At 72.2% G+C, this 13,169-nt stretch carries 9 protein-coding genes; 2 read left to right on the forward strand and 7 right to left on the reverse strand.

What is annotated here, in order from left to right; translation table 11 throughout:
* Positions 1–34: 34 nt before the first annotated feature.
* From ASC60_RS05430 to ASC60_RS05445, 4 genes are all read right to left on the reverse strand, one after another.
* A complete protein-coding gene (locus ASC60_RS05430) occupies positions 35–2,425 on the reverse strand; it encodes a polysaccharide lyase 8 family protein (protein ID WP_055547365.1) in 2,391 nt (796 codons plus the stop codon).
* Between the two features lie 99 nt (positions 2,426–2,524).
* Complete coding sequence (gene cimA, locus ASC60_RS05435) at positions 2,525–4,123, reverse strand: citramalate synthase (RefSeq protein ID WP_055547368.1); 1,599 nt, start codon at positions 4,121–4,123, stop codon at positions 2,525–2,527.
* 326 nt (positions 4,124–4,449) lie between these two features.
* Positions 4,450–5,535, reverse strand: a complete 1,086-nt coding sequence (locus tag ASC60_RS05440; protein WP_055547370.1) for a branched-chain amino acid aminotransferase — start codon at positions 5,533–5,535, stop codon at positions 4,450–4,452.
* Between the two features lie 206 nt (positions 5,536–5,741).
* Positions 5,742–6,779, reverse strand: a complete 1,038-nt coding sequence (locus tag ASC60_RS05445; RefSeq protein WP_055547371.1) for a 3-isopropylmalate dehydrogenase — start codon at positions 6,777–6,779, stop codon at positions 5,742–5,744.
* 129 nt (positions 6,780–6,908) lie between these two features.
* Here ASC60_RS05445 and ASC60_RS05450 point away from each other — a divergent pair, with 129 nt between their 5' ends.
* Complete coding sequence (locus tag ASC60_RS05450) at positions 6,909–8,492, forward strand: metallophosphoesterase family protein (RefSeq protein ID WP_055547373.1); 1,584 nt, start codon at positions 6,909–6,911, stop codon at positions 8,490–8,492.
* Positions 8,493–8,499: 7 nt separating this feature from the next.
* Here the strand turns inward: ASC60_RS05450 and ASC60_RS43670 are convergent, their stop codons facing one another.
* From ASC60_RS43670 to ASC60_RS05460, 3 genes are all read right to left on the reverse strand, one after another.
* Entirely contained in the window at positions 8,500–8,622 is a 123-nt protein-coding gene (locus tag ASC60_RS43670; RefSeq protein WP_267892778.1) for a hypothetical protein, read from the reverse strand.
* Between the two features lie 447 nt (positions 8,623–9,069).
* The gene (gene pruA / locus ASC60_RS05455) at positions 9,070–10,701 is read right to left on the reverse strand and encodes an L-glutamate gamma-semialdehyde dehydrogenase (RefSeq protein ID WP_055547375.1); all 1,632 of its coding nucleotides are present in this window, start codon (positions 10,699–10,701) and stop codon (positions 9,070–9,072) included.
* Between the two features lie 58 nt (positions 10,702–10,759).
* Positions 10,760–11,686 (reverse strand): proline dehydrogenase family protein, encoded by a 927-nt coding sequence (locus tag ASC60_RS05460; RefSeq protein ID WP_055547377.1) that lies wholly within the window; start codon positions 11,684–11,686, stop codon positions 10,760–10,762.
* A gap of 167 nt (positions 11,687–11,853) precedes the next feature.
* Here ASC60_RS05460 and ASC60_RS05465 point away from each other — a divergent pair, with 167 nt between their 5' ends.
* Complete coding sequence (locus ASC60_RS05465; RefSeq protein WP_055547379.1) at positions 11,854–13,146, forward strand: CdaR family transcriptional regulator; 1,293 nt, start codon at positions 11,854–11,856, stop codon at positions 13,144–13,146.
* Positions 13,147–13,169 lie beyond the last annotated feature (23 nt).

Raw genomic sequence — 13,169 nt, forward strand, 5'->3', positions numbered from 1 at the left:
CCCGGATGGTCGGCACCCGCCGGGCCCATCGGGTCTAGAGCGCGATCTCGCAGCGGTGGGTGGCGCAGGCCGTGCCGGGGGTGACGCGCAGCCGCAGCGCGCCGCCGGTGGCCAGCACCTCGACCGTGGCGTCATGGGCCCGCACGTCGCGCACCGGGTGCGCCCACAGGACGTCGAACGGTTCACCGGTCCGGGGCGGCTCGGCGACGGCGAGGTGCGCGGTGTGCCGGCCGGTACGGCGCAGCAGCACGCTCGCGGGGGCGCTCGCGGTGAGCGGACCGGCCGTACCCGGGGTCCAGAAGTTCGCGGCCGTGACGCCGAGCGACGGGATGGTGATGGCCTGCCGGGCGCCCGAGTTGGCGAGCACGGTCAGCCAGCGGCGGTCGGCGGCGCGGGCGGCAGTTACGGCCGGGCCCGCGCCCGGCATCAGGAGGTAGGCGTAGTCCGCGCCGTCGGGGTCGGTGCCGTGGTCGTACCAGAGGGTGAGGTAGCGGCGGGTGATCGGTTCCGGGGAGCCGCCGGTGTTGATGTCCCGCCAGGAGCCGGTGCGGGCCTCGCGGCGCGTGCGGAGGGTGGCGCCACCGGGGAAGACATAGCCGCCGTGCCCGGCCAGATGCGCCCAGCGCGCCCGGGTATGGGTGCGGGTCCGCTCCGGTGCGGCGGGCCGGGGGAGCCCGTCGACGGTGAGGGTGGGGGTGCCGTCGGCGCCGAGGGCGCGGTTGTCGACGACGGTGACGACGGGGGCGCCGTCGCGGGCGGTGATGTCCGCGCCGAGGCAGACGATCGCGTCGGCCACGCAGAACCAGGACTTCTTGGCGCGCAGGGTGGAGCCGAGGCCGCGCAGGTCCTGGCCGATGGCGGCGAACTCGCCGTCGGTGGTGCCGCCGACCCAGCGCGCGGCGGGTTTGGGCTCGCCCCAGCCGCCGCCCTCGTTGTCGGCCAGCGGCCGGGCGGAGGCGGTGGTTCCGGGCAGCCGGTAGGGGTCGACGGTGGGCCAGAAGCCGTCCGTGTACTGGGTCGCGGTGTCGCCCCCGGCCCACCAGGACAGCATTCCGGCGCCGGTGTGCCAGCCGCGCGGGTGCTCGCCGTTGCCGTTCTCGTAGTACGCGATCCGGTCCGAGGCCATGGCCAGGGCGGCGGTCCAGCCGGGGCGCCGGTGGACGGCCCGGTCCATGGCGGGGAACAGCCGGTGGCCCACGGGTTCGGGCAGCGCCGGTCCTGGCTCCTTCGCCACGGCCTCCAGCCGGGCCAGGTCGGCGACGCCGAACTGCGGGTCGGTCAGCACGGGGTTGCTGGTGTCGCGTTCGATCCAGCCCCTGACCATGCCGTTCCAGCGCTTCCGCGCGGCGTCGTCCGCGCCCGCGCCGAGCAGGGCGATGGCGGCGAGGAGCAGATGGCCTCGCTGGTGGTCGCTCTGGGTGATGCCGCGTGGATCGTCTCTCTGGACGCCGCGGCTGACGGCCCGGCCGGAGACGCCGTCCATCATCAGCCCGTCGTGCAGCAGGGGTGCGTACGCGTGCTCGACGCTGTCCAGGACGATCCGCCGGTTCGGGTCGGTGACCTCCCACTCCGACCCGGCCAGCAGGGCGAAGAGCCGGCCGAGGCCGTCGAGCAGGACATAGCCGTAGGTGCCGGAGTAGGCGACCCAGGTGTGCTGGATGAACGATCCGTCGGCGTAGAGCCCGTCGCCCTTCGTCACGTACGGGAAGACGGGCGAGAGCGCGTCCCGGGCGAGCGCGACCTTGGCGGGCGCCGCGCCGAGGATGCCGCGCAGGGCCACGACGCGGCACAGGTCGACGCGGTTGGCGCCGGTGCTGGTGCCGGTGTAGTCGCCGAGCATGGTGTCGGGGACGAAGTGGTCGACGGCGGCCAGAGCGCGCTCCCGCCGCTCGTCGCCGAGCCGGTCGTACAGGATCGCGAGGGTGTCCAGGAGCAGCCGGGGGCTGCCGATCTGCCACTCCCACCAGTTGCCGTAGCGGGTGGTGGCGGGGTGGTAGACGGTGGCGTCGAGGTGGTCGATGCCGCGGGCGATGTCGTCGGCGAGACCGGGGTCGCCGGTGAGGCCGGTGCCGGGCTGGGCGTACGCCTGGGCCATGGTGTTCAGCCGGGCGTAGCTCTGGGTGATCCCGGCGGGCGGGTCGAAGGGCTGGTCGGGCCAGAGCGAGGCGGCGGCGGGCGCCATGGCGGCGCGGAACCGGGTGGCCAGGCGGCCGGTCTCGGCCAGGCGGGAGGCGTACGGCTCGGCGGCGGGATCGTAGCCGGTGCCGAGCGTGAGGTCGGTCCAGCGGCGGCGCAGGGCGGCGAAGTCCGGCCCGGCGGCACCGGCCGCGTGGGCGGGCGGGGCGAGGGCGGGGCATAACGCCCCGGTGGCGGCCACGGCCAGGAAGCCCCGCCGGGACCAGGGGCCGATCGGACGCGCCGGCATGGGACCTCCTGCGGTGGGCGGACCTGCTGCGGGAACCCGGGCAGCTTCGATGATGCCCGGGTTCACCACCTTCCATACGGCCCGCGCCGCCGAAGCCCGCTATTCCTGCGGCTCCACCCCGGCCCGCAGCAGCCCGTACGCGTAGGCGTCGTCCAGCGCCTGCCAGGAGGCGTCGATCACGTTCTCGGCGACGCCGACCGTGGACCACTCCCCCTGTCCGTCCGTGGTCGAGACGAGCACCCGGGTCGTGGACTCGGTGCCGTGCTTGCCCTCCAGGATGCGGACCTTGTAGTCCACCAGCTCCATCTTGGCCAGCTGCGGATAGATCCGCTCCAGGCCCACGCGCAGCGCCTTGTCCAGCGCGTTGACCGGGCCGTTGCCCTCCGCCGTGGCGACGATGCGCTCGCCCTTGGCCCACAGCTTCACGGTCGCCTCGTTGGCGTGGGTGCCGTCCGGGCGGGTCTCGACGATCGCGCGCCAGGACTCGACCCGGAAGTAGCGGCGGGTCCGGCCCTCGGCCTCCGCGCGCAGCAGCAGCTCGAACGAGGCGTCGGCGGCCTCGTACGTGTACCCCGCCAGCTCGCGCTCCTTGACCCGCTCGACCACCCGCCCCACCAGCGCCCGGTCACCGCCGAGGTCGACGCCCAGCTCCTTGCCCTTCAGCTCGATCGAGGCGCGGCCCGCCATGTCGGAGACCAGCATGCGCATCGTGTTGCCGACCCGCTCGGGGTCGATGTGCTGGTACAGATCCGGGTCGACCTTGATCGCGGAGGCGTGCAGTCCGGCCTTGTGGGCGAAGGCGGAAACACCCACATAGGGCTGGTGCGTGGACGGCGTCAGATTGACGACCTCGGCGATCGCGTGCGAGATCCGGGTCATCTCCTGCATCGCACCGGGCGGCAGCACCCGGCGGCCGTACTTCAGCTCCAGGGCGGCGACGACGGGGAACAGGTTGGCGTTGCCGACCCGCTCGCCGTAGCCGTTGGCGGTGCACTGCACGTGGGTGGCGCCCGCGTCGACCGCGGCCAGGGTGTTGGCGACGGCGCAGCCGGTGTCGTCCTGGGCGTGGATGCCCAGGCGCGCGCCGGTGTCGGCCAGGACGGTGCGGACCACGGCGTCGATCTGGCCGGGCAGCATGCCGCCGTTGGTGTCGCAGAGGATCACCACGTCGGCGCCCGCCTCGTGGGCGGCGGAGACGACCCGCTTGGCGTAGTCGGCGTTGGCGCGGTAGCCGTCGAAGAAGTGCTCGCAGTCGAGAAACACCCGGCGGCCCTGGGACCGCAGGTAGGCGACGGTGTCGCGGACCATCGCCAGGTTCTCCTCCAGCGTGGTGCGCAGGGCCAGCTCCACATGGCGGTCGTGGGACTTGGCCACCAGGGTGATCACCGGGGCACCCGAGTCCAGCAGCGCCTTGACCTGCGCGTCATCCTCGGCGCGGACGCCCGCCTTGCGGGTCGCGCCGAACGCGACGAGCTGGGCGTGCTTGAAGTCGATCTCCGCTTGGGCGCGGGCGAAGAACTCCGTGTCCCGCGGGTTCGCGCCGGGCCAGCCGCCCTCGATGAAGCCCACGCCGAAGTCGTCCAGGTGACGGGCGATGGTGAGCTTGTCGGCGACCGTCAGGTTGATGCCCTCGCGCTGCGCGCCGTCGCGCAGCGTGGTGTCGAAGACGTGGAAGCTGTCGTCGGGCCGATCCTTCATGGTGGTCTGGCTCCTGTCGGGGTGGATCTCGGGCTACCGGAATAACCGGTTCCGCGCCCTCCTATGATCCCGCACACTCCGCCTCCGGTGGGATGGTCCGGAAAACGAAAAGACCCCTCGCGGGTGCGAGAGGTCTGCGCGCGGGTCTGGGGCACGGTGGCCGCGCCGTACCGGGTCGTACGGGGCGATCACTGCGGACCGGCGCGCCTGCTGCCAATAATCATGGCGAACGAGAGCACGGGGGCAGTCAAGCACATTCCGCCCCCGCGCTCCCGTCCGTCTCAGAATGCGAGCTATGAGCCCCCGAGAAGGCCCCGTCAACCGCCTCAGCCGATGCGGTGGAGCCAGCCGTGGGGGTCGGGGGCGGCGCCGGTCTGGATGTCCAGCAGCGCCTTGCGCAGCTTCATCGTGACCTCGCCGGGCTGCCCGTCGGCCACCGTCCAGCTCGCGCGGGCGGACTTGACCGAGCCGACCGGGGTGATCACGGCCGCGGTGCCGCAGGCGAAGACCTCGGTGAGGCTGCCGTCCGCGGTCGCCTCGCGCCAGTCGTCGACCGAGATCCGGCCCTCGGCGACCTCGTAGCCGAGGTCGGCGGCGATCCGCAGCAGCGAGGCGCGGGTGATCCCGGGCAGCAGCGCCCCGGACAGCTCCGGGGTGACGATGCGGTTCCCGTACACGAAGTACAGGTTCATGCCGCCCATCTCCTCGATCCAGCGGCGCTCGATGGCGTCCAGCCAGACCACCTGGTCGCAGCCCTGCTCGGCGGCCTGCGCCTGGGCCACCAGCGAGGCGGCGTAGTTGCCGCCCGCCTTGGCGGTGCCGGTGCCGCCGGGCGCCGCGCGCACGTACTCCTCGGACAGCCAGACGGAGACCGGCTGGACGCCACGGGAGAAGTAGGCGCCGGCCGGGGAGGCGATCAGGACGAACATGTATTCGTTGGCGGGACGGACCCCCAGGCCCACCTCGGTCGCGAACATGAACGGCCGCAGGTACAGGGACTCCTCACCACTGCCCGGCACCCACGCCCGGTCCTGGGTGACCAGGGCGTCGCAGGCCGCGAGGAACAGGTCGACCGGCAGCTCGGGCATCGCCATGCGGCGGGCGGAGGCCTGGAAGCGCTCGGCGTTCTGGTCGGGGCGGAAGGTGGCCACGGTCCCGTCGGGCTGGCGGTACGCCTTGAGCCCTTCGAAGATCGTCTGTGCGTAGTGCAGCGTCATGTTCGCCGGGTCGAGCGAGAGCGGGGCGTAGGGCACGAGCTGGGCCTCGTGCCAACCGCGGCCCTCCGTCCACTTGATGGTCACCATGTGGTCGGTGAAGTGGCGGCCGAATCCGGGATTGGCCAGGATCTCCTCCCGCTCCGCGTCGGAGAGCGGGTGCGAGGAGGGCTTGAGCTCGATCGAGGGCGTCGTCATGAGTGGTAGTCCTTCACTTCCGTTGTGGCGGACCGCGCTCACACCATCCTGCCCGTGATCGGTACTAGGACGTCCAAGCTTCCCTGAACACGGCGGCCCCACGAGCGATTATCGCTGACGTGGGGCCGAAGACGTGAAGGATGCGTGCGAAGTGCGCGGCCCGAGGTCGATGGTCGCACCCAGCCGCGCACGGACGCAGGCTGGGGTCAGCCGGATACTCGCGCGGCGAGCGCGTCGCCGATCTCGTCGGTGGTGCGCGCCGCGTCCCGCTCGGCGAGGTCCTCGGCGACGGCGGCCTCGATACGGGCCGCCTCGTCCGCGTAGCCGAGGTGCTGGAGGAGCAGGGCCACCGACAGGATGGTCGCGGTCGGGTCGGCCTTGCCGGTGCCCGCGATGTCCGGCGCGGAGCCGTGGACCGGCTCGAACATCGACGGGAAGGCGCCGGAGGGGTTGATGTTGCCGCTCGCGGCGAGCCCGATGCCGCCGGTGACGGCGGCGGCGAGGTCGGTGAGGATGTCACCGAAGAGGTTGTCCGTCACGATCACGTCGAACCGCTCGGGCTGGGTGACGAAGAAGATCGTCGCGGCGTCGACGTGCAGGTAGTCCGTGGTGACGTCGGGGTATTCGGCGCCGACCTCGTCGAAGATGTTCTTCCACAGGTGGCCGGCGTGCACCAGGACGTTGTTCTTGTGCACGAGGGTCAGCTTCTTGCGCGGGCGGCTGTTGGCGCGCTCGTACGCGTCCCGGACGACGCGCTCGACGCCGTACGCGGTGTTCAGGCTGACCTCGGTGGCGACCTCGGCCGGGGTACCGGTCCGCAGCGAGCCGCCGTTGCCCACGTACGGGCCCTCGGTGCCCTCCCGGACGACGACGAAGTCGATGTCCGGGCGCCCGGCCAGCGGGGTGGCCGTGTTCGGGAAGAGCTTCGACGGACGCAGGTTGACGTAGTGGTCGAAGGCGAAGCGCAGCTTGAGCAGCAGCCCGCGCTCCAGCACCCCGGACGGGACCGACGGGTCGCCGATCGCGCCGAGGAGGATCGCGTCGTGCTCCTTCAGCGACTCCAGCTCGGCCTCGGTCAGGGTCTCGCCGGTGGCGTGCCAGCGCTTGGCGCCGAGGTCGTAACTCTTGGTCTCCAGCTTCACGTCCTGAGGAAGGACGGACCTCAGCACCTTGAGGCCCTGGGCCACGACTTCCTGGCCGATACCGTCACCGGGGATCACTGCGAGGCGAATGCTGCGAGACATACCCGGACCCTACCCCTCGTCCCATCCCATGACATCGCTCGTCCGCCATACGGACAGATCGCCCACCGGACAGGCCGCGTTCACCCGGAGTACGGCGTGGTGTCGCCCGCGCGGGGGAGATTCCGGATCATGCATACACCACGGTTCGGCATTCCGGAGCCGCTAGCGAGCCGGATGACCATGGCGGAGCAGCACGAGTACCTGCGCGACGCCTTCCCCCGCCGACGGGTGCTGCGCGGGGGCGCCGCGACGGCCGGGGCGGCCGCGGTGGCGCTGGGCGGCGCGGGCTGCGCCGGGGCCACCGGGTCCAAGCAGTCGCCGGCGGGGGACGCCCGGCCCGCGGCGGCGAAGGTGGACGGCGCGCTGGTGGCGCCCTTCGGCCGCCATCTGGCCCTCGGTGCCGACCCGACGACGCAGATGCGGGTCTCCTGGCAGGTGCCGTTCGCGGTGAAGCGGCCGTATCTGCGGATCGGACTCCGTCCGACGGAGCTGACCCGGAAGGTCGAGGCCGAGGTCCGCCATCTGCACACCCCGTCGCTCGGCGACCAGCTGCCCGCGGTCGACCAGTACTACCTGCACGCCGCGGTGGACGGGCTGAGCCCCGACGTCACCTACTACTACGGCGTCGGCCACGAGGGCTACGACCCCGCCGACCCGCGCCACTTCACCTCGCTGGGCACCTTCCGCACCGCCCCCGACCGGCGGGAGAAGTTCGTCTTCACCGCCTTCGGCGACCAGGGGGTGAGCTACGACGCGCTCGCCAACGACCGGTTGATCCTGGGCCAGAACCCGTCGTTCCATCTGCACGCCGGGGACATCTGCTACGCGGACACCACCGGCCACGGCAAGAAGTCCGACCTGTACGACGCCCGGGTCTGGGACACCTTCCTCGCCCAGACCGACCCGGTCGCGGCGAGCGTGCCGTGGATGGTGACGACCGGGAACCACGACATGGAGGCCTGGTACTCCCCCGACGGCTACGGCGGACAGCTGGCCCGCTGGTCGCTCCCGGACAACGGGCCCGACCCCCGCAAGGCGCCCGGCGTCTACTCGTTCACCTACGCGGGCGTGGGCGTCGTCGCGCTGGACGCCAACGACGTGAGCTACGAGATCCCCGCCAACAAGGGCTACACGGGCGGCGAGCAGACCCGCTGGCTGGACCGGCGGCTCGGGCGGCTGCGCGCGCGGGACGACATCGACTTCCTGGTGGTCTTCTTCCACCACTGCGCGTACTCCACGACCAGCTCACACGCCTCGGACGGCGGGGTGCGCGACGCGTGGGTGCCGCTGTTCGAGAAGCACCAGGTGGATCTGGTCATCAACGGCCACAACCACGTCTACGAGCGCACCGACGCCATCCGCGGCGGCAAGGTGGCCCGCACGGTGCCGGTCGGCGGGAGCGCGGACGCCGTGCGCGACGGGATCGTGTACGTCACGGCGGGCGGCGCCGGAGCGGACCTGTACGAGTTCCCGGTGCCCGACAGCTACGAGGGGCACGTCAAGGACCTCGACGAGGTGAAGAGCTACCACTGGACGAAGGACGGGGAGAAGGACAAGGACACCGTGGAGTGGTCACGGGTCCGCTACACCGGCTTCTCGTTCCTCGCGGTGGAGGTGGAGCCGGGCACGGACCCGCGCCTGAAGGTCTCGGCACTGGCGGAGTCCGGGGAGCGGGTGGACCACTTCGAGGTCACCCGCCCCGCTTCTCGGTGACCGCGTCTCAGTGACCGGTGGAGCCGCCGTTGTCGCGGCGGTCGAGCGCGCGCTGGAGCGCGGCGGCGGCGTTCCGCCGGTCGGTGTCGTCGTTCTTGCGGCGGACCCTGCGGACAGTCTGCTCGGCCATGGTTCACGTCTCCTCTGCTGAACCCCGGCACGCGGCCGGGAGGAATCCCCGAGAAGGTGGCTGCCGTAAAGGGGCGGGGGCCTGGGTGCGGCAGGGATCACCTGCGCGGATGCACCGGGCCACGTCCGCCGTCGCTCGATGGAGCGGGACGTTCGGCTTCCACAAAAGTAAGGCAGCGGAGCGTCAGTGTCTGCACAATTAGTCGGACGTCCTACTATCTGAGACGAGTCATGGCCGAGGCCGACCCCCGTCCGACCTCGACCATGGCTGGTTATCGACGTAAACTACGGTAAATAACGCTGACTTGAATGCAAGACGCTAGCATTCGCGCCCCTCGGGCGTCCACAGGTTTATGCCGTTTCACCCCCTCTCGACGCACGCCGCCCCCGACCGGCTCGCAGCCGGGTCGAGGGCGGGGCTCAAGGGCGGCGCGGGGCGCCGGGCGGATCAGCCCATGTGCGGGTAGCGGTAGTCCGTCGGCGGGACCATCGTCTCCTTGATGGAGCGGGTGGAGGTCCAGCGCATCAGGTTCTGCTTCGCGCCCGCCTTGTCGTTGGTGCCGGACGCGCGGCCGCCGCCGAAGGGCTGCTGGCCGACCACGGCACCGGTGGGCTTGTCGTTGATGTAGAAGTTGCCCGCCGCGAAGCGCAGCGCCTCGCAGGTGGCGGCGGCCGCGGCGCGGTCCCGGGCGATGACGCAGCCGGTCAGGCCGTACGCCGACGCCGACTCCATCTGCTCCAGCATCGCGTCGTACTCGGCGTCCTCGTACACGAACACACCGAGGATCGGGCCGAAGTACTCGTCCTTGAAGATCTCGTTCTCCGGGTCGGTGGAGACGAGCACGGTCGGGCGGACGAAGTAGCCCTCGCTGTCGTCGTACGTGCCGCCCGCGACGACCTCGATCGTCGGGTCGGACTTCGCCCGGTCGATCGCCGCCTTGTTCTTGGCGAACGAGCGCTCGTCGATGACCGCGCCCATGAAGTTGCCGAGGTCGGTGACGGGCCCCATGGCCAGACCGTCGACCTCGGCGGCCAGCTCCTCCTTGAAGCCGTTCTCCCAGATGGAGCGCGGGACGTAGGCGCGCGAGGCGGCGGAACACTTCTGGCCCTGGAACTCGAAGGCGCCGCGGGTCACCGCCGTCTTCAGCACCGCCGGGTCGGCGGAGGGGTGGGCGACGATGAAGTCCTTGCCGCCGGTCTCGCCGACCAGCCGCGGGTAGGTCTTGAAGTTCTCGATGTTGTTGCCGACCGTCTTCCACAGGTACTGGAAGGTGCGGGTGGAACCGGTGAAGTGGATGCCCGCGAGGTCCGGGTGGTTCAGCGCCACCTCGGAGACGTCCTTGCCGTCGCCCGTGACCAGGTTGATCACGCCCTTGGGCAGCCCGGCCTCCTCCAGCAGCCGCATCAGCAGCACGGCGGCGTGGGTCTGGGTCGGGGAGGGCTTCCAGACCACGACGTTGCCCATGAGGGCGGGGGCGGTGGGGAGATTGCCCGCGATGGCCGTGAAGTTGAAGGGCGTGATCGCGTAGACGAAGCCCTCCAGCGGCCGGTGGTCACTGCGGTTCCACACGCCCGGGGAGTTGGCGGGCGGCTGCTCGGCCAGGATCTGGCGGGCGAAGTGGACGTTGAAGCGCCAGAAGTCGATCAGCTCGCAGGGCGTGTCGATCTCGGCCTGCTGCACGGTCTTCGACTGGCCCAGCATGGTGGACGCGGCCATGGTCTCGCGCCACGGGCCGGACAGCAGATCGGCGGCCTTGAGGATGATCGCGGCGCGGTCGTCGAAGCTGAGCGCCCGCCACGCCGGGGCGGCGGCCAGCGCCGCGTCGATGGCGTCCTGGGCGTCGTCCTTGGTGGCGTTCCCGTAGGTGCCGAGGCGGGCCGCGTGGTTGTGCGGCTGTACGACGTCGAAGCGCTCGCCGGCGCCCATCCGCTTCTCGCCGCCGATGGTCATCGGCAGGTCGATCGGGTTGTCGGCCAGCTCCTTGAGCTTGGCCTCGAGGCGGGTGCGCTCGGCGCTGCCGGGGGCATAGGTGTGCACCGGCTCGTTCACCGGCACGGGGACCTGGGTCACAGCGTCCATGATCGCCGTTGTCTCCTTTGTCGTGAGGGTCGTCGTGGTGGTCGTGAGCCGAGGGCTGTCAGCCGCGGCCGGCGAGCGAGCGCAGGAAGAACGCGAGGTTCGCGGGGCGCTCGGCGAGCCGGCGCATGAAGTACCCATACCAGTCTGTTCCATACGGGACGTAAACCCGCATACGGTGACCTTCCGCGACCAGCCGCTCCTGCTCGGCCGGACGGATGCCGTACAGCATCTGGAACTCGTACTCGTCCTTCTTGCGGCCGAGGCGGTGCCCGAGGTCCTGCGCGATGGCGACCATGCGCGGATCGTGCGAGCCGACCATGGGATAGCCGTCGCCGGACATCAGGATCTTCAGGCAGCGCACGAAGGCCCGGTCCACCTCGCGCTTGTCCTGGTGGGCGACCGAGGCGGGCTCGTTGTACGCGCCCTTCACCAGCCGCACCCGCGAGCCTTCCCCGGCGAGCGCGCGGCAGTCGTCCTCGGTACGGAAGAGGTACGACTGGACGACCGCCCCGGTCTGCGGGAACCGGGTGCGCAGCTCGCCGAGGATCGCGAGGGTGGAGTCCACGGTGGTGTGGTCCTCCATGTCGAGGGTGACCGTCGTCCCGGCCGCCGCCGCGGCCTCGACGACCGGGGTCACATGGGCGAGGGCGACGTCGTGGCCGCCGGGCAGCGCCTGGCCGAAGGCGGAGAGCTTCACCGACATCTCCGCGCGGGCCCCGAGCCCCTCCCCGGCCAGCGCCTCGGTCAGCGCCAGATAGGCGTCCCGGCTGCGCAGCGCCTCGGAGCGGTCGGTAACGTCCTCGCCCAGGTGGTCGAGGGTGACCTCCAGGCCGTGGGAGGTGAGCCCCCGCACCGCGGCCATGGATTCGGCCAGCCGTTCACCGGCGACGAACCGGTCCACCATGGGGCGGGTGACCGGCGCGCCGGACACGATCCGGCGGATGGCAGCGCTGCGCGAAGCGGCGAGCAGCACGGGTCCCAGCACAGGGCACCTCCACGATGACGGCCGGTGAACGGCTCCGACAACTCACCGTGAAACCTAAGGATCGCGCGGAACCGGGACCATCGACAGCTGTCACGCATCCGTGTCCGGGATCTCAGACACCTGTATGAGAGGCTGATCCCGCAGTCGGGGAAGGAGGCCGGAGCGCCATGCGCGAGGACTATCAGCAGCTGGTGGACGAGATCACCGCGACGCTCGGGGCGCCCGCGACCCTGGAGAACCGCGACTTCGCGCTGATCGCCTTCGGGGCGCAGGACAGCGACGACGCCGAGGAACCGACGCTGGACCCGGTCCGTACCCGCTCCATCCTGCAGCGCCGCTCGACGGCGGCGGTGCGGGCCTGGTTCGAGGCGTTCGGGATCGCCCGGGCGCAGGCACCGCTGCGGATCCCGCCGGACCCGGGGGCCGGGGTCTTCATGGGCCGCATCTGCCTGCCGGTGCGGCACCGGGGCGTCGTCCACGGCTATGTCTGGCTGCTGGACGACGGCCACCTCTCCGACCTGGAGCTGGGCGGTCCCGGCGGTCCGCCCTCGGACCCGCGGCTGGTCCGGGCGATGGAGACCACGGCCCGGATCGGCGCCCTGCTGGCGGCCGAGGCACGGGCCGGGGAGGAACTGGGCGAGCTGCTGCGCGAACTGCTCACCGGGCCGCCCGCCACCCGCGACGCGGCCTGCTCGGGCCTGCACACCGCGCTGCGCGGCACGGCCGACGGGCCGATGGCGCTGGTGGCGGTCCTGCCGTGGGTTCCGGGCACGGGCGAGGACGAGGACCACCCGGGCCTGCCCCACCTGCCGGGCATCGCCGCGGCCTGTGTGATCCCCGACGAGACGGCGCTGGCCGCCCTCGTCCGGCTGCGCGCCCCCACCTCGCTCGGCCCCGCCCGGGCCACCGCCGAGCAGCTCCTCCGCTCCCCCCGCGCCGCGGCCCCCGACGGCGCGCCGCCCGCCCATCCCCTCCACGTGCCCGGCGCCGCGCCGGCGGCCCGGGGCGGCGGGCCACACGGCGCGGACCTCCCGTGCGGCGGCGGCCGGGAGAGCGGCGCCGGGCTCAGCGAGGCGCGGCGCGGGCTGGACGAGCTGCCCGCCGCCTGGCGCGAGGCGCTGTCCGCCGCCCGGGCCGCGCGGGCCGACGCCCGGCTCGACCCGATCGCGGAGTGGACGGCCATCGGCCCGTACCGGCTGCTGGCCACGCTCCCCATGGCGACCCCCGACGCCGCCGTGCGCCCCCTCCTGGAGCGCGCGCACGCGGAACTGGCCCGCACCGCCGAAACGTTCCTGGACTGCGCGGGCCAGGCGAGCCGCACCGCCCAGATCCTCGGGATCCACCGGCAGACGCTCTACTACCGCCTCTCCCGGGTACGCCAGCTCACCGGCCTGGACCTCGACGCGGGCGACGACCGCCTGCTCCTCCACATGGCCCTCAAGGCCGCCCGGCTGCGGTAGCACCGCTCCGGGCCGGCGCGGCC

This window comes from Streptomyces sp. NBRC 110028 (assembly GCF_001417735.1).
Taxonomy (GTDB): Bacteria; Actinomycetota; Actinomycetes; order Streptomycetales; family Streptomycetaceae; genus Streptomyces.